This is a genomic window from Streptomyces olivochromogenes (genome assembly GCF_021538895.1).
GTDB classification, from domain to species: Bacteria; Actinomycetota; Actinomycetes; order Streptomycetales; family Streptomycetaceae; genus Streptomyces; species Streptomyces olivochromogenes_A.
In genome coordinates, this window is record NZ_JADDRL010000003.1 from 182900 (window position 1) to 204000 (window position 21101).

The following is a 21101-nucleotide window of genomic DNA, read 5'->3' on the forward strand; positions in this document are numbered from 1 at the left end:
CTGACCGCATGTTCAGCCCCGAAGGCCCGAGCCTGCGCGAACTCGCCGTCCAGGCACTGTCGTCCGTCGAGCGCGGCTACGACCTGCTGGCCCCGAAGTTCGACCACACCCCGTTCCGTACGCCGGACTCGGTGCTGGAGTCCGTCGCGGCGGCGCTCGACCGGCTCGGCCCCTTCGAGGACGGGCTCGACCTGTGCTGCGGCACCGGCGCCGGAGTGGACGTGCTGGCGCGGGTGTGCGGCCGCAGCGTCACGGGCGTCGACTTCAGCGCCGGCATGCTCGACGTGGCCCGGCAGGCCCCGCACCCCGGCCCCGGAGGGCCGCGGATCGCCTGGGTGCGCGGCGACGCGCGGGCCCTGCCCTTCGCGCCGGCCTTCGACCTGGTGGTGAGCTTCGGGGCCTTCGGCCACTTCCTGCCGCGGGAGCTGCCGGGGCTGTTCACCCAGGTCCGGTCCGTGCTGCGGCCGGGCGGCGGCTTCGCGTTCCCCGTCCTCGCGCCGCCCCGGCCGTCGAGCCCCGGGTACTGGATGCTGTTCGGTTTCGACACGGTGATGCGGGTGCGCAACGCCGTGTGGCGGCCCCCCTTCGTCATGTACTACCGGGCCTTCCGGCTCGGTCGTGTGCTCGACGAGCTGGCACGGGCCGGATTCACGGTGGACCTGCACACCCTGCCCGAGTTCGGGCACCGCGCCGACGGCGGCCCCCGGGTCCGGCTCGTGCTGGCCCGGGTGCCGGGCGCCCCGGTCAGCTCGCCGCCGGGACTGTGAACTCGTAGACCAGCGCGTCCTGTTGGGCGTCGACCACGAGGTCGGTGATCTCCAGCGGGCGGGCGTACTGGTCGTGCACGCGCCGGGTCACCCGTACGGAGGCGGCGTCGGCGACCTGGGTGATGGAGTCCCGGTGGTGCAGCGACAGGCCCGCCTTGCGCATCCAGTCGTAGGCCCGGCGCAACTGTGCGGCGGCGGCGCCGTCGGCGCGGTCCCGGTACCGGCCCAGCTCCTCGACCTCGGACAGCGCCACCGCCGAGAAGGAGGTCACCGCCGCGCGCAGGGTGCGGCCGTCGGGCGCGGCGGACTCGTAGCGGTGCACCAGCGTCGGCCGGTGCGGGGCGAGCCCCAGCGCCTCGGCATGCTCCGGCGGGGGCGTCTCCCAGGTCACCGTGGCCCGGTCGACCGCGCACGGGTCGGCGGTCCGTGCCCCCACCGGGAAGGCGAGGGACACCGGGTCCTCCATCGGGTGCCCCGACAGGTTGGCGTGGCTGCCCCGCCGGTCGGTGGCGACCAGGCCGTCGCGGCGCAGCACCTCCAGCGCCTGCCGGACGGTCTCCCGGCTCACCCCGAAGTGGGCGGCCAACTGCCGCTCACCCGGCAGCCGTTCGCCCGGCGGAATCACCCCCTCGCGCAGTTCGGCGAGCAACTCCGTCGCGATCCGCCAGTACAGAGGGCGATCCTCCGTCTGCGGGTGGTCGTGGGGGGTGGTGCGGGCCATGCCGCGCCTCCTGTTGGTCACAAGACGTAGCCGTGCGGGCTCATTGCGCGACCACATCTAGCATTGGTCTAAACCATCAGGGAAGAGCGGCCCGCCGTTTCGGCCGAAACCGGACCGCGCGGTCCCCGCCTCACAGCGCCCCGTACACGGCGTCGACCAGCGCCATCTTTCGTGGGTCGTCGGCGATACGAGGCCCCATCCGGTTCATCACATAGCCCAGCGACACACCGGCCTCCGGGTCGGCGAGCCCGCACGAGCCGCCGAAGCCGTCGTGTCCGAAAGCCCGTGGGTTGGGCCCGTACGAACCGTTCGATCCGCTGAGCCACACGCCCAGCGCGATCTCCGTGTCGTTCTCGAAACCGGCCCCGAGCACCAGGTCGCGGCAACTGCCCTGCCCTTCGCGGACCCGCTCGGCCGCCTCGGGGGACAGGACGCGCCGGCCGCCGTGGGATCCGCGCCCGGCGAGGACGCCGTACAGCGCCGCGACGGCCCGCGCCGTGCCGTGCCCGTTGGCGGCGGGGATCTCGGCAGCCCGCCAGCGCGGTGAGTTGGCCTCGGCCGCACCCACGATCGGGTTGGCCAGCGCCGCGATCGCCGTGGGTGTCAACTGGCTGAAGATCGCGGCCTGTTCACTGCTCCGGCCGGCCGGTGCGTGCACCAGCTCGGCCGCCCGGCCGGACTCCTCCTCCGGTAGGCCGACGGTGAAGTCGATCCCGAGGGGCCCGGTCACCTCCCGCGCCAGGAAGGCCCCCGGCCGCAGCCCCGAGACCCGCCGCACGACCTCCCCGACCAGGAAGCCGTAGGTGAGCGCGTGATAGCCCGTCCGCGTCCCCGGCTCCCACCAGGGCTCCGTCGCCGCGAGCCGCGCGGTCGTCAGCTCCCAGTCGTACAGCTCCTCCAGCGAGTGCGGTTCGCGCAGACCGGACAGGCCGGAGCGGTGCGAGAGCAGATGCCGGACGAGGACCTTCTCCTTGCCCGCCGCGGCGAACTCGGGCCAGTGATCGGCCACCGGCGCGTCGAGATCCAACAGCCCCCGGTCGGCCAGGAGATGGGCACACAGCGCCACCGGGCCCTTCGTCGTCGACCAGACGTTGACCAGGGTGTCCCGCTCCCACGGCCGGGTACGGGCCGCGTCCGCCCAGCCGCCCCACAGGTCCACCACCGGCTCGCCGTCGACGCTCACCGACACCGCGGCGCCCAGCTCGCCCCGGTCCCGGAAGTTCTCCTCGAACGCCTCCCGGACCGCCGTGAAGCGTGGGTCGCAGTGGCCGTGCACCGGTGACTCGTTCTCCTGCTGCTCCTGCTCCGACATCGGCCCTCCGTCGTCCGCCGGGACTTCGGGCCGCGACGCCGCGGCCCCGGGCCCCAGAACGTACCGACTGGTCGGACCGGAGGGAAGACCCTCAGGCGTACGACCGCAGCCGGCGCAGCTCGGCCACCCGGTGGTGCGGGCCGCCTCGATCGCCCGCACCGTGTCCGTGAACATCCGCCGGTAATAGTGCTGGTCGGGGCGTCCAGGCCCCGCGTCATGAAGCCGGGGTACGCCGGAGCGCCGCCCACCGGATCGGCCGTGCCGCCCCCGCCGAACCCGGCGAACGTCACGTCGTACACCGACACCGTGGAAAGGCCGCTGTCCACCGCCTCGAAGCGGGCGTCCAGGTCGTGCTCGCGGGCCTCGCGGAGGGACCTGGACCGGAACGCGTCGAAGTCCGCGGGCTCCACGGACTCGCTGCGGTACGCGCGGAGCTCGCCGAGAGGAAGGCCGAACAGGGCCATCGGCAGCCGCCTTTGCGAGGTGAGGCGCGGATCGATCACACCGTACGTGGGCAGTCGGAGCGGTCTCCAGGCCCGCGAGCGGGCGCGGGCCTACGATGCAGGCATGACGCCCGCGGTCGATCTGCTGGTCAAGGACGCCGGACTGCTCGTCGTCGACGGCGAGCGGGAGATCCCGGGCGGCTGGGTGGCCCTGTCGGACGGCCGGGTCACGTCCGTCGGCACGGCCGGCAGCGAGCCCACGGCCCGCAGGGTCGTCCCGGCGGCCGGACGGCTCGTCACACCGGGCCTGGTCAACACCCACCACCACATGTACCAGAACCTCACCCGCTCCTACGCGCCCGCCGTCCAGGGCTCCCTGTTCGACTGGCTGACCACGCTCTACCCGCTGTGGGCCGACCTCGACGAGGAGGCCGCGTACGTCTCCGCCTACGTCGGCATGGCCGAGCTGCTGATGGGCGGCTGCACCACCTCCACCGACCACCTCTACGTCCACCCCCGGCCCGGCCTCGTCGACGCCGAGATCCGCGCCGCCCGCGACATCGGCTTCCGCTTCCACGCCACACGCGGCTCGATGACCCGCTCCGTCGAGGACGGCGGACTGCCGCCCCGCAGCGTCACCCAGACCACCGACCAGGTGCTCGCCGACAGCGAGCGGCTCGTCCGCGCCCACCACGACCCGCGACCGGGAGCCCTGGTCCGGGTCGCGCTCGCGCCCTGCTCGCCGTTCTCGGTGACCAAGGAGGTGATGACCGCGAGCGCCGAGCTGGCCGAGCGGTACGACGTGCGGCTGCACACGCACCTCGCCGAAGACCGGGACGAGGACACGTACTGCCGGGAGACCTACGGCTGCCGGCCCGTCGAGTACTTCGAGGACTGCGGCTGGCTGACCGACCGCGCCTGGGTCGCCCACTGCATCCACCCGAACGACGACGAACTGCGCCGACTCGCCGCCGCCGGGGTCGGCGTGGCCCACTGCCCGAGCTCCAACATGCTGATCGGCGGCGGCACCGCCCGGGTGACCGAGATGCGCGGCCTCGGGATGCCCGTCGGCCTCGGCTGCGACGGCTCCGCCTCCACCGACCACGCCTCGCTGTGGCTGGAGACCCGCGGCGCGCTGCTGCTGGCCCGCTACCGCGGCGGGCCCGGCGCGATGAGCGCCCGGGACGCCCTCGACATCGCCACCCGCGGCTCGGCCGGCTGCCTGGGCCGCGCCGACGAACTCGGGCACCTGCGGCCGGGCGCCTGCGCCGACCTCGTCGTCTGGGACCTCCACGAGGTCGCCCTGGCGGGCGCGCTCAGCGACCCCGTCGAGACCTGGCTGCGCTGCGGGCCCGCCCGGGCCTGGACGACGGTGGTGGCGGGACGGGTCCTGGTCGACCGCTCGGAGCCGAACCTGCCGGCCCTTTCGGACGCGCTGCGCGCCCACGCGCGGATCGCCCGGCGCTGGCAGGAACGGGCCTAGCTGCCGCGGTACTTGGTGTGCCCCCCCGGTGCCCTGTTCACGCCTCCCGGCGTGTCCACTCCGGCTCCGTGTGGGCCCAGTCGCGCTCCCACTCGTTCATGCGGTGGCGCAGCGAGGCGCGCCGTACGACGCCGTGCGCGACGAGGGCGAGGGCCGCCGCTCCGCCGGCCGCGCACACGCCGACGGTGACGGTGTGCTGCCAGACGGCCGCCTCGTTGGGCGGCGGGGCGACCCCGCGTCCGCGGGCATCGAACCACACGTCCACCACGTCACCCTGCCGGGCTCCCGCCGGGACACGGGCCAGGGCCGTGTGCGTCTCGTTGCCCGGCTCCGTCCAGCGCACCGGCGCCCGGAACGCGCGCTCCCGGCCGCCCTGGACCGCCGGGAGCCGGTCGGTCCGGTCACCGATCACCTGGGCGCGGACGTGATGCCGCTCGGCCCGCTGCGCGGCGGCGAGCGTCCGCGCCTGGCCATGGGCCCACAGGCCCGCGAGCGCCCCGGCCAGCGGCGCGCCCACCACCAGCAGCACGGCGACGACCAGCGCCGTCCATGCCTCCACGACGTCCGACCGGCGCCGCAGCGGGTTGTACCGCCAGCGCCAGCCACGAACCCGGGTTCGCATCCCGACCTCCTCGGCGTCACCGGAGCCCGAGAGCCGGAGCGGCCCCTGCCGGGGCCGGCCCCACCGCTCCCCGCTCACCGCCTGCGCGTGCGAGCGTCCACACCGGTGTGGTACCCCGTACGGCGCAGTCGCCTCACCTCACCGACCCCCGGAGCGGCACGCCCTCACACCCCGGATGTACCGACCATGGCAGAGAGCCCCACAGGGTCACTCGACAGTTGCTGGCGCACGCCCGCGTCGCCTCAGCCGAAACGCTCGATGCGGATCCGGTGCACGGGCTGGCCCGCCTCGACGAGCAGCCGCGAGGCGTGCTCGGCGAACCCGTTCGACCCGCACACATAGGCCTCCCACCCACCCTCGGGCCGCTCGGCCAGGAGTGGCGCCACATGTGCGGCGGTCATACGTCCCACGGGCACACCGTCCGGCGCGGTCCGGGTGAACACGGGTGTGGTCTCCGCGCCGAACTCGCGCGCGTAGATGAGCTCCTCGGGACCGCGGGCGGACACCAGCAGCCGCAGCGGCACGGTCAGGCCCCGCGCCCGGTGGTGCCGCACCATCGACATCAGCGGTACGACCCCGGAGCCGGCGCCGAGCAGCAGCGCGGGCCGGTCGCCGGGCCAGGCGAAGAAGCCGCTCAGCGGGCCGCGCACCTCGACGGTGTCGCCCGGCCGGGCCACCGTGTGGAACCACCCGGAGACCTCGCCGCCCTCGACGTGGTCGAGGGTCAGCTCGATGTGACCCGAGCCGTCCGGCGCGGACGCGATCGAGTAGTGGCGCTGGGCCACATAGCCGTCCTCGGCGGTGAGCCGCAGTTGCAGGTGCTGTCCGGGCAGATGGCCCGCCCAGGCCGGCACCGCGAACCGGAAGGTGGCGGCGTGCGGGGTCTCGCGCCGGATCTCGGTGAGGGTGGCCGTCTGCCACAGCGTCGCGGTCTGCTCGCCGACGGCGATGCGCCCGGGCACGGCGAAGCGCGTCGGGGGAGTGAAGGTCTCAGTCACCGGAGTAGCGCTGCTCCTCCCACGGGTTGCCCCGCGCGTGGTAGCCGTTCTGCTCCCAAAAGCCCGGCGCCTCGTGGTCGAGCAGGGTGAGGCCCGCGATCCACTTGGCGCTCTTCCAGAAGTACAGGTGCGGCACCAGCAGCCGGGCCGGACCGCCGTGCTCGGCGGCGAGCGGCGCGCCGTCGTACTCCCAGGCGATCCAGGCGCGCCCGCCGGTCAGATCGGCGAGCGGGAGACTCGCGGTGTAGCCGGTGTGCGCATAGGCGACGGCATGGGTGGCGGACCCATGGGGCCGGACCACATCGAGGAAGGCGTCCAGGGACACGCCGGCGAACCGCACCCCGAACTTGGACCAGCTCGTCACGCAGTGGATGTCACCCTCGTACGCCGAAGCGGGCAGCCCGTGCGCCGCGTCCCAGTCCCAGGTGCGCGGCTCGGCGACCAGACCGTCGACGCGGAACGTCCAGTCGGCCGGCGTGAGTTCGGGGGTGACCTCGGCGGACAGGACGGGCCAGTCGTCGCCCGCGTCGTACTGGCCGGGCGGCAGCCCCGGACGGTGGGCGCGGGCGTGCCCGGTGAAGCCTCGGGTGACGTTCATGTTTCAACCGTACGTGGCCGACGGCGGTGCTCCGTCCACGGGCCCGGTGGCCCGATCACGGCGGCGCCGCGCACACCCGCGCGCGCCCGGGGAATAGCCGCCGGGTACTGATCCTTGCAGCTCAGTGGCGGCACCGGTGCTCCGGTGACGGCGCGAGGAGAGTGAGGGAGCTCAGATGCCGAAGGCATACGTCTTCACGCGGTACGGCGGGCCGGAGACCGAGGCGTTCGCGGAGCTGGACCGGCCGAGTCCCGGGCCCGGTCAGCTCCTGGTCGCCGTCCGTGCGGCGGGCGTGAACCCGGTCGACTGGAAGCTGCGCGGGGGCCTGCGCCGCCCCGGCGACACGGGTGAGCGGGTCTTCCCCGCCGTCTTCGGCAGCGAGGTCTCCGGCGTCGTCGAGGAGCTCGGGGACGGCTTGACGGGCTTCGCGGTCGGCGACGAGGTCTTCGGCAACACCGTCGCGGGCGGGTACGCCGAGTACGCGCTGCTGTCCGCCGAGGTGACCGCGCACAAGCCCGCGCGGCTGTCCTTCGCCGACGCCGCCACCCTGCCGGTCGCCGCGGCCACGGCGTACGACGGCGTCCGCCAGCTCGACCTGCCCGCCTGCGCGACCCTGCTGATCACCGGAGCGGGCGGTGGGGTCGGGGCCGCCGCCGTGCAGATCGCCCGCAACTTCGGGCTGCGGGTCGTGGGCGTGGCGAGCGCGGCCAAGAAGGACTTCGTCGAGTCACTGGGGGCCGTGCACGTGCCGGCGGGGCCCGGTCTGGCCGAGCGGGTACGCGCCGCCGCGCCGGACGGCGTCGACGCCGTGTACGACCTCGTCGGCGGGGCGGTACTGGCCGAGGCGGCCGGCCTGCTCGCCGACCGCACGAAACTGATCAGCGCGGGCGCCGCGCCCCAGACCGTCGCGGAACTGGGCGGCTCCCGGGTCGCCCGCGCCCGCACCGCCGCCGTCCTGGACGCGGTGGCGGACCTCGTGCTCGGCGGCCGTCTGAACCCGTACGTCACCCGGCGCTTCCCGCTCGACCGGGCCGACGAGGCCCTGCGCTCGGTCGAGGACGGCCACGCCCTGGGCAAGACCGTCATCGAGGTCGCCGTATGACCCGGGAGAGCGGGACGCGCGCGGCGCACACCGGTGCCCCGCACGTCCTCGACAACCCCGCCCGCGCCTCCCTCACCGGCCCGCACGCGCACTTCGCCGAGCGGCGCGGCCGCGTGCTGCGCTACCCGGTGGACGTGTCCCCCTGGCTCGCCCTGCCCGACGAGCCGGACGCCGACGACTGGGCGGACCTCGCGGCGCTGGCCGGACCGGGCGCCGAGGTCCCGCTGCCGGGCTTCCGCGGCCCGGTCCCGGACGACTGGGAGATCACCTTTCGGGTCGAGGGCGTGCAACTCGTCGGCGACGGCGTGGCCGGCGCACCGGAACCGGAGGCGGTCCGCCTCGGCCCCGCCGACGTACCCGAGATGCTCGACCTGGTGGAGCGCACCAGGCCGGGACCGTTCGAGCCGCGCACCATCGAACTCGGCACCTATCTCGGCATACGCCGGGACGGCGCGCTGATCGCGATGGCGGGGGAGCGGCTGCACCCGCCCGGCTGGACCGAGATCAGCGCGGTCTGCACCGACCCCGCCGTCCGCGGCGAGGGCCTGGCGACCCGGCTGATCCTCGCCGTCGCGCACGGCATCCGGGAGCGCGGGGAGAGCCCGTTCCTGCACACCGGCGCCGGCAACGCGAACGCCGTTCGCCTGTACGAGTCGCTGGGCTTCCGGCTCCGCCGCACCACGGCGTTCCTGGCGGCCCGGGCCCCGCAGCGGCTGGCCGACGGACGCGAGGCCGTACCGGTTCCCTAGCGCAGGAAGCCGTACCGGCGCCCCGGCAAGGGCGCGGGTCCGCTCAGTCGGGGTCGGCGGCGGTCGCCGGCCCCGCGTTGTACCGCTCCAGATAGCGGGCGAACCTCGTCAGGTCCTCCTCCGGCCAGTTGGCGAGCCGCTCCCGGAACGCGGCCCGCCGGCTGAGTGTGACCTGGGCGAGGATCTCCGCGCCCGCCTCCGTCAGATGCAGCACCTGGACGCGGTGGTCCTCCGGGTCGACACGGCGCTCGATGAGCCCGGCCCGCTCCAGCGCCGTCACCTGACGGCTGACCGTGGACTTGTCCAGGGCGTAGTGCGCGGCCAGGTCGGCGGCCCGGCAGCCGCCGCTCTCCTCGACGTGGCCGAGCAGGGTGTACGAGACCAGGGACAGTTCGGGGTGCATGCGTCCCGCCGAGGCCCGGGCCCGGCGGGCGAAGATCGTCATCTCGCGCTGGATGGCCTCGACGGCCGTCTCCGCTGTTGTCACGGAATGCCTCCTCCGGCGTTCTAGTTGTATAGTACAACTTGAACTGAGAGTTGTATAAGCCAACTATGAGGAGGTCGAGCGCGATGAGGTCCCCGGCGCTGCGCCATGTGCTCACGCACCTGATCACCCCGCTGCTGATGTGTCTGGGTATGGGGCTCGCGTACATGGGGGCCTTCGTGACCCCGGAGCCCCACCATCTGCCCGTCGCCGTCGTCGGCCACGGTCCCAGGGCGAAGGTGTTCGCCCAGACGGTCAAGGACGCCGCCGGCGACAAGCTCGACATCCGCACCGTGCCCACCCGTGCCGACGCCATCGACCTGCTCAGGTCCCGGGACGTCACGGGGGCCTACGTGCCCGCCAAGAAGGCGCCGGAGCTCCTCGTCGCGAGTGCCGCGTCCGACATGGGGGCCACGGCGGTCGAGAAGGTCTTCACCCCCGTTGCCGCCGAGCAGGGCGACCCGCTGAAGGTGACCGACGTGGCCCCGCCGGCCGCCGACGACCCCACCGGGCAGGGCCTGTTCTTCCTGCTGATCGCGCTGAGCATCGGCTCGTACGCCTCGGTCGCCGCGATCGGCGCCGCCGGTGCCGCGCTGTCCCCGCGGGTCCGGGCCCTGCTGGCGCTCGGCGTCTCCGCCGTCGTCGGCGGCATCGGCGCGCTCCTCGCCGGGCCGGTGTTCCACCTCGCGGACCACGACCTCACGAGCCTGTGGGGGATGGCCTGGCTCTACTCCGCCGGCATCCTCTTCATCGGCGTCGGCCTGCACACCTTCCTCAAGCGGTGGACCACGCTCACCATGATGGTGCTGTTCGTGATGCTCAACTTCACCAGTTCCGGCGGCCTGTTCCGCCCCGAGCTGCAGAACGGCTTCTTCGGCACCCTGCACGCCTTCTGGAACGGCGCCGGGTTCATCGAGGGCGCCCGCAGCCTGCTGTACTTCGGCCACGACGGTCTGACCCGCGACGTGTGGACGCTCGCGGTCTGGCTACTGCTCGGCCTCGCGATCACCGCGACCGCGGCGGCCTACGAGCGGGCCGCGGCGCCCGCGGAGGCGGCTGCCGTCCTGTCGCACCGCGTGAGCGAGGGGGAGCGCGCCGAGGAGGAGATCGAAGAGACCGTCGGCGTCTGAGCGTTGACCGGCGTCCGACCGTTGACGGATCCGAGCGTTGACGGGTCTGAACGTCGACCGGTATCCGCGTGTTGCCGTCCGGCCGTTGGGATAAGGTGGCCGTCCGGCCGGGGAAGTCCCGGCCCGAGTCGACGAGGAGGTGAGACCCATTACCGCTGTGTCAGGTCGGGTGCTCTCTCCTCCGGACGGCGCGGATCACCGCCCGTAGGTGACCGCGGGAGCGCCCTTCGGCCCCAGGCTTCCGAAAGGCTCTCGGCTTCCATGCCCCCATTGCCCTCGCTTTCCCCCACCGTCGTCGTCACCGCGCTGCGCGCCGCCGGGTGCGTCTTCGCCGAGGACGAGGCGGAGTTGATCCTCACCACCGCCCGCACACCGGACGAGCTCGCCGCGATGGTGGACCGGCGCGTCGCCGGACTGCCCCTCGAACACGTCCTCGGCTGGGCCGAGTTCCACGGCCTGCGCATCGCCGTGGAACCGGGCGTCTTCGTCCCCCGCCGGCGCACCGAGTTCCTGGTCGACCAGGCCCTCGCGCAGGCCCCGGACGCGTCCGTCGTCGTGGACCTGTGCTGCGGCTCCGGCGCGGTCGGCGCGGCCCTGGCCGCCGCCCTCGGCCCGGTCGCACTGCACGCCGCCGACGTCGACCCGGTCGCGGTGCGCTGCGCGCGGCGCAACCTCGCCGCGTACGGCGCTCACGCCCACGCCGGTGACCTGTTCGAGGCGCTGCCCGCCGAACTGCGCGGCCGTATCGACATCCTCGCGGCGAACGTGCCGTACGTCCCCACCGACGAGGTGCAGCTCCTGCCGTCGGAGGCCCGCGAGCACGAGCCCCTCGTCGCCCTCGACGGCGGCGGGGACGGCCTCGAGGTCCTGCGCCGCGTCGCCGCCTACGCACCCGGGTGGCTCGCCCCCGGCGGCTGCCTCCTGGTGGAGACGAGCGAACGCCAGGCCCCGTCGGCGATGGACGCGTTCCGGCGGGCCGGGCTGACCACGCGTCTGGCGGTGTGCGAGGAGCTGTACGCCCACGTGGTCATCGGCGTGCGGTTGTAAGGACGGGTCCCGGAGGCGGTTCGTCGCGGCGCGCCGACGTCAGGTCGTCGCGCCGCTCCCGGTCGGGCTCGCAGACATGGTGCGGTCGGGGCCGCCCCAGGGGCCGCCGCACGGCCCGTGGCCGCGGAAGCCGCCGTGTCCGCCGTCCGGTCCCCAGTCGGTGAAGGCGCCCTTGACCGCGACCACCGCGGTCCGGGTGCTGTCGGAGCGGGTGCCGGCCAGCAGGGCCTTGTCGCCCTTCTTCAGCGCGCCGGCGCCCGAGCCCGAGGAGCCGCCGCCGAACACCTTCGTGTCGGAGCCGACCGTCCAGGTCCACGCTGTTCCGTCGTCGCTCTTGACGGTGACCTGGTCACCGGCCACCTTGTCGACGGTGCCCCGCTGGAAGGCCCGGACGACCCACTTCCCTGAGTCGCGGTCCTTCACCGTGGCCTCGCCGTGCGCGATCTCGCCACCGAGGCCGAACCAGCCGGGGCCGTGTCCGTGCCGGTGGTCCGGCGAGGGCGACCCGGACGGGGATCCGGCGGCGGGTACGGCCTGTGAAGTGGAGCCGCCGGAGGTGGCGGCGAAGGCGACCGTGCCGCCCAGGGCCAGCGCCGCGACCGTGACCGCCACGGCCACCGCCCGGGCGCGCGCCGACCGCCGGCGCCATCGCGTGCGCGGGGGCACACCGGGCTCAGGGCCACCGCCCGGTCCGGCGATCACTTCCGTCCTGGGGTCCGCCTCCGATGCGGGGACCGGTTCCGCCCCGGCGGCCCACGGCGGATGCGCGGGCATCGGCGGAATCGGGGGGTTCGATGGATCCGGAGGATTCAGCGGATTCAGCGGATTCGGCGCATTCGACTCGGCGGGCCGGTCAGCGTGGCCGTGTTCCCGCTCCGGTTCGTGCATCACAGCTCGCTCCCATCGGCCATGACACGCGGCATCCCGTGCGCATGCCTCCCTGTGATTGTCGTAGGACACCGATAAGGCCCTGGTAATAAATCGCTGTGAATCGGGCAGCGGGCTACGTCAGCTCCTGCGCCCGTGCGATCAGCAGGGCCACGTCGTCGTGGTTGTCGGGGTGGTGCAAGGTGCGCAGCAGCAGGTCGCAGGTCTCCTCCAGCGGACGCGCCGGGTCGTCCAGGAGGGAGAGGAGGAAGTCGAGGCGCTCGTCGAGCGAGTGGTGGCGGGTCTCGACCAGCCCGTCGGTGTAGAAGACCAGCTCCTCGCCGGGAGCCAGGTCGACGGTGGTGGTGGAGAAGGCGACACCCCCGACGCCGAGGGGTACCCCGGTCGGCAGGTCGAGGAGCTCCGGCGGGTGCCCGGCGCGGACGCGGGCCGGGGGCAGGTGGCCGGCGTTGGCGATGCGGCACTGGCGCAGTTGCGGGTCGTGGACGGCGTACACGCAGGTCGCGATGGAGTGGTCCAGGCCCGAGGTGATCTTGTCGAGGTGCTCCAGGAGCAGCGCGGGATCGAGGTCGAGCGCGGCGAGTGTGGCGGTCGCGGTGCGCAGCCGGCCCATGGTGGCGGCCGCGCCGATCCCGCTGCCCATCACGTCGCCCACCACCAGCGCGGTCTTGCCGCCCTCCAGCGGGATCACGTCGAACCAGTCGCCGCCGACCTCGCTGGTGGCACCGGCGGGCTGGTAGCGGGAGGCGACCTCCAGGCCGGTCGTCACGGGCGGGTGGCTCGGCAGCAGGCTGCGCTGCAGGGTGAGGGCGGTGTTGCGGGCGTTCTGGTACCAGCGCGCGTTGTCGATCTGCACGGCCGCGCGCGAGGCCAGCTCCCGGGCCAGCAGCAGGTCGTCCTCGCCGAAGGGCACCGGATTGCGGGTGCGCTTGAGGTCGAGGGCGCCGAGGACCTCACCGCGCGCGATCAGCGGCACGGCGAGATACGAGTGCAGACCCGCCCGTCCCAGCTGCACGGCCGCCTCGGGGGAGCGGGCGATCCGCGGCAGGTCCTCGTCCTTCACCTGCGGCACGAGGACCGGGCGGCCGGTCCGTACGCACTCGGTGACCAGGCGGTCGGGGCCGTACCGGGCGAGCTTCCCGGGCGGATCGGCGGCCCGGAGCGCGTCCCCGTCCTGCTCGGCCCGCACGGCGAGGGCGCGGATCACCGCGGGCTCGGACGGGCTCAGCGTGCTGGGGCGGCCCTCGACCACCGCGTCGAGCAGGTCCACGGCGGCCACGTCGGCGAGTTCCGGCACGGCGACGTCGGCCAGCTCACGGGCCGTGCGCTCCAGTTCGAGCGTGGTGCCGATGCGGGCGGAGGCGTCGGCGATGACGGTGAGGCGGCGCCGCGCGGTCTCGGCGGCGACGGCCGCCCGGTGCTGCTCGGTGGTGTCCACGACCGACATCGCCACGCCCAGCGCCCGGCCCATGGGGTCCTCCAGCCGGTACAGCGACATCGACCAGGCGTGGTCCTGGTCCGGGTCCGCCGGGGTCCGGCCGACGGAGGACCGGTCGACGAGCGGCGCCCCGGTCTCCAGTACCCGCCGGAACGAGGCCTCCAGGCTGTCGTTGTCCAGCATCGGCAGGATGTCGCGCATCCTGCGTCCGACGTGCTCCTCGGGGGGAACCCCGTTGATCCTGGCCAGAGCCGGATTGACCGAGACGTACCGCAGCTCGGTGTCCAGCACGGCCAGTCCGATGGGCGACTGGTGCACGATCCGTTGCGAGAGCGCCAAGTCCCGTTCGAGGCGGCGCACCGTCGACCGGTCGGCGGCGAGCCCCAGCGCGTAGATGTCGCCGCGGTCGTCCATCAGCCGCATGTTGCGGAACTCCACCAGACGCGTGCTGCCGTCCTTGACCCGGACGGGGAACGCCCCGGCCCAGCTCTGACCGGTCTCCATCACGTCGGCGAAGAGCTTGCGGATCAGTTGGAAGTGCTCCTCGTGCACCACCAGCCGGGCGGCGTACTGCCCGAGCGCCTCCTGCGCCGGATAACCGAACAGTTCCTCCGCCTGGGGGCTCCACAGCACGATGCGGCCCTTGGAGTCGAGCACCACCGAGGCCACACGGAGCATGTCGAGCAGCCCGCTGGGCCGCACCGGACCACCACCCTCGGCCACGGGAGCCTCGGCTGCACCCATCACACGCACCGCCTTCGACCGATCGCACGGCACGCCGTCCCCCGTGCCGACTCCCCTTGTTCTATCGCGCTCACACCGAATCTCCGACGCTGCCGACGACTGTCTCCACGATCCCTCAACACGGCGGCGGTCGTCCGGCGAAGCCGCAGCCGCGGGGCGGGCGAGCGTATGACGCGCATCACCGCCGGCCGCACCTGTTCACCTCACGTTTCGAATTTGGTCTGTACATGACTATCCGGTCGGGCCAGACTGTCGGCCGCAAGCGCGTCCCCACCCCCGAAACCGAGGAGTAGGCCCCCATGCCCGCGCCCGCCCGGCAACGTTGTCACGCGCTCCTGTCCGCACTGGTCACCCTCGCCACCGCCGTCGTCCTGTCCCTCACCGCGCCCGCCGCACCCGCCTTCGCCGCCGACACCTGGACCGAGGCCGGTTCCGACCGCGCCGACCCGCTGACCGAGAGCCAGGGCCTGACCTCGGTCGAGGTCCCGGCCGGCAGCCCCAACCGGTACACCGGCATCGGCACGATCCCCCTCGGTGTCAGCAGCCGTGGCTGGAACCACGTCGGCGACCCCGACGCCTCGTACAACGGTTACTACATCGAGCCGTACCAGCGGGACTCCGGCAACTCGAAGATGTTCCGGGTGCAGGCGCCCGGCGGCGCCTGGTCCGAGTACGTCCACACACTCAGCCCGGGGGAGGCCCTGAACAACTCCTGGGTCGCAGTCTCGCCCGACGGCCAGTGGATGCTGGCGGGGGAGTACGGCACGATGAGCCGGCTGCTGGTCTTCCCGACCCCGGGCGTGAACGCGAGCACCTCGCCCTCGGCGAACCTGCCGCAGGCCTCCACGGTCAACCTCGACCACGCCGTCCGCGACGTCCAGGGCTGCGACTTCTCCGGTCCCACGACCCTGCTCTGCTCCTCCGACGACCCGGCCGGCACGCTCTTCGGCGTCACCAAGCCGCTCCTCCAGGTCGACCTGTCCGGCCCGCCGAACGGCTCGGCGGACGTGTCCGGCCACGTCACGGCGCTGCGCCAGTTGCCGCTGCGCAGTTCCTGCTCCGGCACCTTCGAGACCGAGGGCATCGACTACGACCGCCGTACGGGCACCCTGCGGGTGATCGTGATCTCGCCGGGCTTCTGCGTGCTCACGGACAGCAAGACGTACCGGTTCACCCGCGGCTGAGGTCTCGACCGAGCCCCGCGACGGGTGGTGCGCGCCCGGAAAGTGGTGGTTTTCTGGGGAGGTGGCGCGGTGCACGGGGGACCGGCGGTGCCGCGCCGCCGCCACGAGAGGAGCGATCACGATGACCCGTGAGCGAACCCACGACGAGTCCGTCTCCGTCGAGATCAGCGGCTGCAGCAAGGAAGACGCCCGGATCGTGTTCGACGCGCTGTGCACGTGCTTCGAGTCCGACCGGTGCGCCGAGGACGTACCGCAGCAGCTCCACGAGACTCGCCCGATGGTGTGGCTCGGCACGTTCGAGGTCACGGACGCGCACGAGTGCACGATCCCGGCACGTCTCTCGTCCACCGTCGAGGCCGACGCGCAGGGCGGTTACTGGGCGATCGACCGGCTCCGCACGACCCTCGACTCCCTGTTCACGGTGCGCAACCTCTCCTCGGCCTCCGGCGACCAGGAGAAGGAGCTGCACGTCCTGCTCGAAAGCCGGTGACGCCGACGCCGCCGCACCGCGCCCGGTGACGTGGCCGGGCTCACCCCTCCGCCATTGTGCAACTAGTTGCACAATGGGTCGGCCGTCCTCTACAACAGAGGCGACGACACCGCGCACGGAGGGCCCCATGAGCCGTTACCCGCACCTGATGACCCCGCTCGACCTGGGCTTCACCACACTGCCCAACCGTGTGCTCATGGGCTCCATGCACGTGGGCCTGGAGGAGGCCGAGCGCGGATTCGAGAGGATGGCGGAGTTCTACGCCGCCCGCGCGCGCGGTGGCGTGGGCCTGATCGTCACCGGCGGCATCGCCCCCAACGACGAGGGCCGGCCGTACGAGGGCGGGGCCAGGCTCACCACCGAGGTGGAGGCCGAGCAGCACGCCGAGATCACCGCCGCCGTGCACCGCGCGGGCGGGAAGATCGCGATGCAGCTGCTGCACTTCGGCCGGTACGCCTACCATCAGGACCTGGTCGCGCCCAGCCCGGTCCAGGCGCCGATCAGCCCCTTTTCGCCCCGTGAGCTCACCGACGCCGACGTCGAGCGCACGATCGACGACTACGCCCGCGCCGCCCGCCTCGCCCGGCAGGCCGGCTACGACGGCGTCGAGATCATGGGCTCCGAGGGCTACCTGATCAACGAGTTCATCGCCGCGCAGACCAACCACCGCACCGACCGCTGGGGCGGCTCGTACGAGAACCGCATGCGGTTCCCCGTCGAGATCGTCCGGCGGGTGCGCGAGGCGGTCGGCGAGGACTTCATCATCATCTACCGGCTGTCCATGCTGGACCTGGTCCCCGGCGGCTCCACGTTCGACGAGGTCGTCACCCTCGCGAAGGCCGTCGAGGCCGCCGGGGCGACCATCATCAACACCGGCATCGGCTGGCACGAGGCCCGCATCCCCACCATCGCCACCTCGGTGCCGCGCGGCGCGTACACCTGGGTCACCAAGAAGCTCATGGGCGAGGTGTCCGTGCCCCTGGTGACCACCAACCGCATCAACACCCCCGAGCTCGCCGAGGAACTGCTCGCCGGTGGCCACGCGGACATGGTGTCCATGGCCCGCCCGATGCTCGCCGACCCCGACTTCGTGAACAAGGCCGCCGCGGGCCGCCCCGAGGCGATCAACACCTGCATCGGCTGCAACCAGGCCTGCCTCGACCACACCTTCAGCGGCAGGATCACCTCCTGCCTGGTCAACCCGCGCGCCTGCCACGAGACCGAACTGGTCCTCTCCCCGACCCGGCGGCGCAAGCGCGTCGCCGTCGTCGGCGCGGGCCCGGCCGGTCTGGCCTGCGCGGTGAGCGCCGCCGAGCGCGGCCACGAGGTGACGCTGTTCGACGCCGCGAGCGAGATCGGCGGCCAGCTGAACGTGGCCCGCAAGGTCCCCGGCAAGCAGGAGTTCGACGAGACGCTGCGCTACTTCCGCCACCAGCTCGACGAGCACGGCGTGGACGTCCGGCTGAACGCCTGGGTGTCCGCCGACGACCTGGCCGACCACGACGAGGTCGTCGTCGCCACCGGCGTCACCCCGCGCACCCCCGACATCCCCGGCGTCGACCACCCCCGTGTCCTCGGCTACCTCGACGTCCTGCGCGACGGGGCCCCCGTCGGCGACCGGGTCGCCATCCTCGGCGCCGGCGGCATCGGCTTCGACGTGGCCGAGTACCTCACCGACGCCGGCGACAAGGCGCACGAGGACCCGGCGACGTACTTCCGTGCCTGGGGCGTCGACATGGACTACCAGGCCGCGGGCGGTCTCACCGCCCCGCGCCGGCCCGCCCCGCCGCGCACCGTCCACCTGCTTCAGCGCAAGACCACCAAGGTCGGCGCCGGCCTGGGCAAGACCACCGGCTGGATCCATCGCACCGAGCTCAAACACCGCGGCGTGACCATGGTCCCGGGCGTCCAGTACGACCGGATCGACGACGCGGGCCTGCACGTCACCGTCGACGGGCAAAGCACGGTCCTGGAGGTCGACACGGTCGTGCTGTGCACCGGTCAGGAGCCGCGCCGCGACCTGTACGAGGCGCTGCTCGCCGCCGGCCGGAGCGCGCACCTCATCGGCGGTGCCGACGTCGCGGCCGAGCTGGACGCCAAGCGCGCCATCCAGCAGGGCACCGAGCTGGCGGCGAGCCTGTAGGGGCCGCGCGGCGCGTCCCTAGGATGAGGTCATGTCACTCCCGCACGCGATCCTCACCGCCCTGCTCGAAAGGCCGTCGTCGGGGCTGGAGCTGACCCGCCGCTTCGACAAGTCGATCGGCTACTTCTGGTCGGCGACGCACCAGCAGATATACCGGGAGCTGGGACGGCTGGAGGCCGAGGGGTACGTCCGTGCCCTTCCGGCCGAGCAGCCGGCCCGCGGGCAGAAGAAGCGCTACGAGGTCCTGCCCGCGGGCCGCGCCGAACTGGCCCGCTGGACCTCCGCGTCCCAGGACCCCAAGCCGCACCGGGACGCGCTGCTGCTGCGGCTGCGCGCCGCCGCGGTGGTCGGCACGGGCGGCCTCAAGGACGACCTGCGCCGCCATCTCGAACTGCACCGGCGCCAGCTGGCCGAGTACGAGGAGATCGAGCGGCGCGACTTCCCGCCCGGCAAGGACAGCACCGAGGACCGGCTGCGCCACCTGGTGCTGCGGGCGGGCATCGACCTGGAGACCTTCTGGACCCAGTGGCTCAGCCACGCCGTGAAGGAGCTCGACGGGTTGCCGGGCGCCGAGGACACGGCGGACTGAGGTCCGCGGTTCTCCTCGACCGCCCGGCTCCGGCTGGTGCCGCCGGACGGTTCAGAAGCGGTACGGCTTGGAGCGCTTGCGCAGGTACCAGACCGTGGCGATCACGCCGGTGCCCACGAGAGCCGCGCCGATGCCGAAGGTGATCGGGCCGTAGTCGCGGGCGGCGCCGCCCAGACCGCCCATGACGCCGCGGGACGGCGACGAGGTCGCCGAGGTCGAGGAGATCGTCGGGCCCGATCCGGCGGAGACGATGACGGACTGGGTGCCCGCCGTGGTGCCGTTCGAACAGACCACGACGACCGTGTAGGTCCCCGGGCTGACGCCGGACCACGCGGCGGACTGGCTGATGGTCGTCCCCGCGAGTGCCACCTGTCGGCCCTGGGCGAAGTTCGCCTGACGGCTGGACAGCAGGGACGCGTTGCCCCAGTTGCCGTTGGTCTGGGAGCAGGCGCTGGTCGTGACCGAGACGGTGGACCCGATGGTGCTCACGGAGATCCCCGAGACCGCGGTGGACGGCCCGGCGAACGCGAGCGGAAGCGCGGCGGCCGCCACTATCGGGCCGGAGCGGAGAAGGAATCGAGTTGTGCGCATTGGGTGCCCTCCGGCGGCACGGTTGGCGGAACGTCCCATGCGCCGCCGAGGGTCGGGAAACGTCCGTGCTGCCTCAGGCTCAGCCAACGACGCGGCGCTTCGGCCCGCACTCGGGCCGCCGCCAATCAGGTGACCGTTTCCGCTGTTGGCGGCCTCGGGTGGCGGGCGGTCACCGGCTCGTGCCGGCGCCGTCCGCCCCCGTCGTCACGGTCCGTTCCGCCGAGAATCCGCCCCACGTCCCGTCCGGCAGCCGCGCCCGGATCCGCACCCGGTGGACCTCCCCGGCGGCGCGGCCCACGTAGAAGCTGTAGTCCGCCCGGCCGCGCGGCGGGATGCCGCCCCACACCAGGGAGGTGGCCGGGGCGCCGTCGAGCCGGATCTGGTACTCCGTGACCACGCCTTCCGTGCGCGGCGGTTGCCAGGACAGGTCGATGTAGTACGCCCCGTCGGCCCGGTGGGCCGCCGCCCGGAACCCGGTGGGGGCGGTGTCCCGGCCGTCGTCCGTGCCCGGTGTGGTCAGGCGGACCGGGGCGCTCGCCGGCGAGAGGTTGTCGGCGGCGTCGCGGGCCCGGACGGTGAACGTGTAGCGGTGGCCCGGGCGCAGGCCGGTGACCACCGTCGCGGTCTGGCCGCCGCCCACGCTGTGGATCTTCGTGGCGCCCTGGTGGATCTCGTACGAGAGCACGCCCCGGTCGTCGGTGGAGGCGGTCCAGGACAGTTGGACGGCCCGGCTGCCGACCGCCCGGCCCGTGGGCTCGCGCGGGCGGGTCGGCGCCGAGCGGTCCGCCGCGACGACGGCCGGCGTTCGCGCGCGCACCTCCCGGCTGTTCGGGCCGACGCGCCCGTCGGTGTCCCGGGCCCGCACCGTGAAGACATACATGGTGGACGGCCTGAGCCTGGTGACGTCCACCATGTGCTGCGAAGCCGGTACTTCGCCGACCTTTGTGGTGCCGCGATATACCTCGTAAGCCCGGACGCCGGGGCCCGAACTCACCGCGTTCCACATGACGTGCACGCTGGTGGCGCTCCCGGCCGCGGCGGTCACCCCCGTCGGCGCGCCGGGCATCCGCCCGCTCTCGCCCTCGGCCGCGCCGCCCCAACCGCAGGACACGAGCAGCAGCAGGGCCCCGAGGGCCAGGACGGGAGGAAGGGGAACACGTCGCACGGTTCAGCCTCCCGGGGGACGGGATGACGGCAATGGTCCGGACCAATATGGCCCGACTGTCGCGGTCACATCAAGGGGGCGGACCGTGGGTCGCCGCATTGGTGACCATCGGAGTGCGTTGCGTATGCTGAAGCTCCTTGGCTGAACTCCCCGCGACAGCAGGGCAGTTCACGTCTGTGGCGCGGACCGCTGTCGTCGCTGATCCCGCGCCGACACGGGTGGCCGGGACGGCCTGGGCCGATAGGGGCTCAGGTTCCCGGCCCCTGTCACAAGTCAACGGGGTGTCAGACGCCGTAGATCGTCCGGACCGCCGTACGGTGGCCGGGTGCCCGGGCGGGCTCCGGATCGGGCTCGGTGACCGCCCATGCCCCCAGGAGAGGTCCCCTATCGTGCGTGTCCAGTCGCTGACGCTG

At 73.4% G+C, this 21101-nt stretch carries 20 protein-coding genes and 1 pseudogene; 10 read left to right on the top strand and 11 right to left on the bottom strand.

The window, feature by feature from the left end; all coding sequences use genetic code 11:
* Window positions 1–8: 8 nt before the first annotated feature.
* The gene (locus IPZ69_RS02670) at window positions 9–767 is read left to right on the top strand and encodes a class I SAM-dependent methyltransferase (RefSeq protein WP_235451992.1); all 759 of its coding nucleotides are present in this window, start codon (window positions 9–11) and stop codon (window positions 765–767) included.
* Here the strand turns inward: IPZ69_RS02670 and IPZ69_RS02675 are convergent.
* The 3 genes and pseudogenes from IPZ69_RS02675 to IPZ69_RS02685 all read right to left on the bottom strand — a co-directional run.
* Entirely contained in the window at window positions 745–1488 is a 744-nt protein-coding gene (locus IPZ69_RS02675; RefSeq protein WP_235451993.1) for a GntR family transcriptional regulator, read from the bottom strand. The two genes, IPZ69_RS02670 and IPZ69_RS02675, sit on opposite strands and share 23 nt — an antisense overlap.
* 130 nt (window positions 1489–1618) lie before the next feature.
* On the bottom strand, window positions 1619–2800 hold the full coding sequence (locus IPZ69_RS02680; RefSeq protein ID WP_235452013.1) for a serine hydrolase domain-containing protein: 1182 nt from the start codon (window positions 2798–2800) through the stop codon (window positions 1619–1621).
* A 132-nt stretch (window positions 2801–2932) separates the two neighbouring features.
* Window positions 2933–3264 (bottom strand): annotated as a pseudogene (locus IPZ69_RS02685) (acetylxylan esterase); the annotation flags it as partial.
* 103 nt (window positions 3265–3367) lie between these two features.
* On the opposite strand from IPZ69_RS02685, the gene IPZ69_RS02690 reads away from it, so the two are divergent.
* Complete coding sequence (locus IPZ69_RS02690) at window positions 3368–4726, top strand: 8-oxoguanine deaminase (RefSeq protein ID WP_235451994.1); 1359 nt, start codon at window positions 3368–3370, stop codon at window positions 4724–4726.
* Between the two features lie 37 nt (window positions 4727–4763).
* On the opposite strand, the gene IPZ69_RS02695 is transcribed toward IPZ69_RS02690, so the two are convergent.
* The 3 genes from IPZ69_RS02695 to IPZ69_RS02705 all read right to left on the bottom strand — a co-directional run bounded on the left by IPZ69_RS02695 (window position 4764) and on the right by IPZ69_RS02705 (window position 6944).
* Entirely contained in the window at window positions 4764–5348 is a 585-nt protein-coding gene (locus tag IPZ69_RS02695; RefSeq protein ID WP_235451995.1) for an Rv1733c family protein, read from the bottom strand.
* A 242-nt stretch (window positions 5349–5590) separates the two neighbouring features.
* On the bottom strand, window positions 5591–6346 hold the full coding sequence (locus IPZ69_RS02700; RefSeq protein WP_235451996.1) for a ferredoxin reductase: 756 nt from the start codon (window positions 6344–6346) through the stop codon (window positions 5591–5593).
* A complete protein-coding gene (locus tag IPZ69_RS02705; protein ID WP_235451997.1) occupies window positions 6339–6944 on the bottom strand; it encodes a sulfite oxidase-like oxidoreductase in 606 nt (201 codons plus the stop codon). Before IPZ69_RS02705 ends, IPZ69_RS02700 begins: the two co-directional genes overlap by 8 nt.
* 175 nt (window positions 6945–7119) lie before the next feature.
* On the opposite strand from IPZ69_RS02705, the gene IPZ69_RS02710 reads away from it, so the two are divergent.
* Window positions 7120–8046 (top strand): NADP-dependent oxidoreductase, encoded by a 927-nt coding sequence (locus IPZ69_RS02710; protein ID WP_235451998.1) that lies wholly within the window; start codon window positions 7120–7122, stop codon window positions 8044–8046.
* Entirely contained in the window at window positions 8043–8795 is a 753-nt protein-coding gene (locus IPZ69_RS02715) for a GNAT family N-acetyltransferase (protein ID WP_235451999.1), read from the top strand. The genes IPZ69_RS02710 and IPZ69_RS02715 overlap by 4 nt, the downstream gene beginning before the upstream one ends.
* Before the next feature lie 43 nt (window positions 8796–8838).
* Here the strand turns inward: IPZ69_RS02715 and IPZ69_RS02720 are convergent, their stop codons facing one another.
* Window positions 8839–9240: a MarR family winged helix-turn-helix transcriptional regulator gene (locus tag IPZ69_RS02720; RefSeq protein WP_235452014.1), complete on the bottom strand. Its 402-nt coding sequence runs from the start codon at window positions 9238–9240 to the stop codon at window positions 8839–8841.
* A 125-nt stretch (window positions 9241–9365) separates the two neighbouring features.
* On the opposite strand from IPZ69_RS02720, the gene IPZ69_RS02725 reads away from it, so the two are divergent.
* Window positions 9366–10409: a hypothetical protein gene (locus IPZ69_RS02725; RefSeq protein ID WP_235452000.1), complete on the top strand. Its 1044-nt coding sequence runs from the start codon at window positions 9366–9368 to the stop codon at window positions 10407–10409.
* A gap of 261 nt (window positions 10410–10670) precedes the next feature.
* Window positions 10671–11456, top strand: a complete 786-nt coding sequence (locus IPZ69_RS02730) for a putative protein N(5)-glutamine methyltransferase (RefSeq protein WP_235452001.1) — start codon at window positions 10671–10673, stop codon at window positions 11454–11456.
* Between the two features lie 39 nt (window positions 11457–11495).
* On the opposite strand, the gene IPZ69_RS02735 is transcribed toward IPZ69_RS02730, so the two are convergent.
* Window positions 11496–12068 (bottom strand): hypothetical protein, encoded by a 573-nt coding sequence (locus IPZ69_RS02735; RefSeq protein WP_235452002.1) that lies wholly within the window; start codon window positions 12066–12068, stop codon window positions 11496–11498.
* 391 nt (window positions 12069–12459) lie between these two features.
* On the bottom strand, window positions 12460–14526 hold the full coding sequence (locus tag IPZ69_RS02740; protein WP_235452003.1) for a SpoIIE family protein phosphatase: 2067 nt from the start codon (window positions 14524–14526) through the stop codon (window positions 12460–12462).
* A 299-nt stretch (window positions 14527–14825) separates the two neighbouring features.
* Here IPZ69_RS02740 and IPZ69_RS02745 point away from each other — a divergent pair, with 299 nt between their 5' ends.
* From IPZ69_RS02745 to IPZ69_RS02760, 4 genes are all read left to right on the top strand, one after another.
* Window positions 14826–15710, top strand: coding sequence for a hypothetical protein (locus IPZ69_RS02745; RefSeq protein WP_235452004.1), 885 nt, complete (start codon window positions 14826–14828; stop codon window positions 15708–15710).
* Between the two features lie 121 nt (window positions 15711–15831).
* The gene (locus tag IPZ69_RS02750; RefSeq protein ID WP_235452005.1) at window positions 15832–16200 is read left to right on the top strand and encodes a hypothetical protein; all 369 of its coding nucleotides are present in this window, start codon (window positions 15832–15834) and stop codon (window positions 16198–16200) included.
* A 127-nt stretch (window positions 16201–16327) separates the two neighbouring features.
* Entirely contained in the window at window positions 16328–18343 is a 2016-nt protein-coding gene (locus tag IPZ69_RS02755) for an NADPH-dependent 2,4-dienoyl-CoA reductase (protein WP_235452006.1), read from the top strand.
* Between the two features lie 31 nt (window positions 18344–18374).
* Window positions 18375–18932: a PadR family transcriptional regulator gene (locus IPZ69_RS02760; protein WP_235452007.1), complete on the top strand. Its 558-nt coding sequence runs from the start codon at window positions 18375–18377 to the stop codon at window positions 18930–18932.
* A 51-nt stretch (window positions 18933–18983) separates the two neighbouring features.
* Here the strand turns inward: IPZ69_RS02760 and IPZ69_RS02765 are convergent, their stop codons facing one another.
* Window positions 18984–19523: a hypothetical protein gene (locus tag IPZ69_RS02765; RefSeq protein ID WP_235452008.1), complete on the bottom strand. Its 540-nt coding sequence runs from the start codon at window positions 19521–19523 to the stop codon at window positions 18984–18986.
* Window positions 19524–19692: 169 nt separating this feature from the next.
* Window positions 19693–20688, bottom strand: coding sequence for a fibronectin type III domain-containing protein (locus tag IPZ69_RS02770; RefSeq protein WP_235452009.1), 996 nt, complete (start codon window positions 20686–20688; stop codon window positions 19693–19695).
* Between the last annotated feature and the right edge of the window lie 413 nt (window positions 20689–21101).

Bases quoted from the DNA above. Each gene is read 5' to 3' on its own strand.
- IPZ69_RS02670 (WP_235451992.1), top strand. From the start codon at position 9: ATGTTCAGCCCCGAAGGCCCGAGCCTGCGCGAACTCGCCGTCCAGGCA.
- IPZ69_RS02675 (WP_235451993.1), bottom strand. From the start codon at position 1,488: ATGGCCCGCACCACCCCCCACGACCACCCGCAGACGGAGGATCGCCCT.
- IPZ69_RS02680 (WP_235452013.1), bottom strand. From the start codon at position 2,800: ATGTCGGAGCAGGAGCAGCAGGAGAACGAGTCACCGGTGCACGGCCAC.
- IPZ69_RS02690 (WP_235451994.1), top strand. From the start codon at position 3,368: ATGACGCCCGCGGTCGATCTGCTGGTCAAGGACGCCGGACTGCTCGTC.
- IPZ69_RS02695 (WP_235451995.1), bottom strand. From the start codon at position 5,348: ATGCGAACCCGGGTTCGTGGCTGGCGCTGGCGGTACAACCCGCTGCGG.
- IPZ69_RS02705 (WP_235451997.1), bottom strand. From the start codon at position 6,944: ATGAACGTCACCCGAGGCTTCACCGGGCACGCCCGCGCCCACCGTCCG.
- IPZ69_RS02710 (WP_235451998.1), top strand. From the start codon at position 7,120: ATGCCGAAGGCATACGTCTTCACGCGGTACGGCGGGCCGGAGACCGAG.
- IPZ69_RS02715 (WP_235451999.1), top strand. From the start codon at position 8,043: ATGACCCGGGAGAGCGGGACGCGCGCGGCGCACACCGGTGCCCCGCAC.
- IPZ69_RS02720 (WP_235452014.1), bottom strand. From the start codon at position 9,240: ATGACGATCTTCGCCCGCCGGGCCCGGGCCTCGGCGGGACGCATGCAC.
- IPZ69_RS02725 (WP_235452000.1), top strand. From the start codon at position 9,366: ATGAGGTCCCCGGCGCTGCGCCATGTGCTCACGCACCTGATCACCCCG.
- IPZ69_RS02730 (WP_235452001.1), top strand. From the start codon at position 10,671: ATGCCCCCATTGCCCTCGCTTTCCCCCACCGTCGTCGTCACCGCGCTG.
- IPZ69_RS02740 (WP_235452003.1), bottom strand. From the start codon at position 14,526: ATGGGTGCAGCCGAGGCTCCCGTGGCCGAGGGTGGTGGTCCGGTGCGG.
- IPZ69_RS02745 (WP_235452004.1), top strand. From the start codon at position 14,826: ATGCCCGCGCCCGCCCGGCAACGTTGTCACGCGCTCCTGTCCGCACTG.
- IPZ69_RS02750 (WP_235452005.1), top strand. From the start codon at position 15,832: ATGACCCGTGAGCGAACCCACGACGAGTCCGTCTCCGTCGAGATCAGC.
- IPZ69_RS02755 (WP_235452006.1), top strand. From the start codon at position 16,328: ATGAGCCGTTACCCGCACCTGATGACCCCGCTCGACCTGGGCTTCACC.
- IPZ69_RS02760 (WP_235452007.1), top strand. From the start codon at position 18,375: ATGTCACTCCCGCACGCGATCCTCACCGCCCTGCTCGAAAGGCCGTCG.
- IPZ69_RS02765 (WP_235452008.1), bottom strand. From the start codon at position 19,523: ATGCGCACAACTCGATTCCTTCTCCGCTCCGGCCCGATAGTGGCGGCC.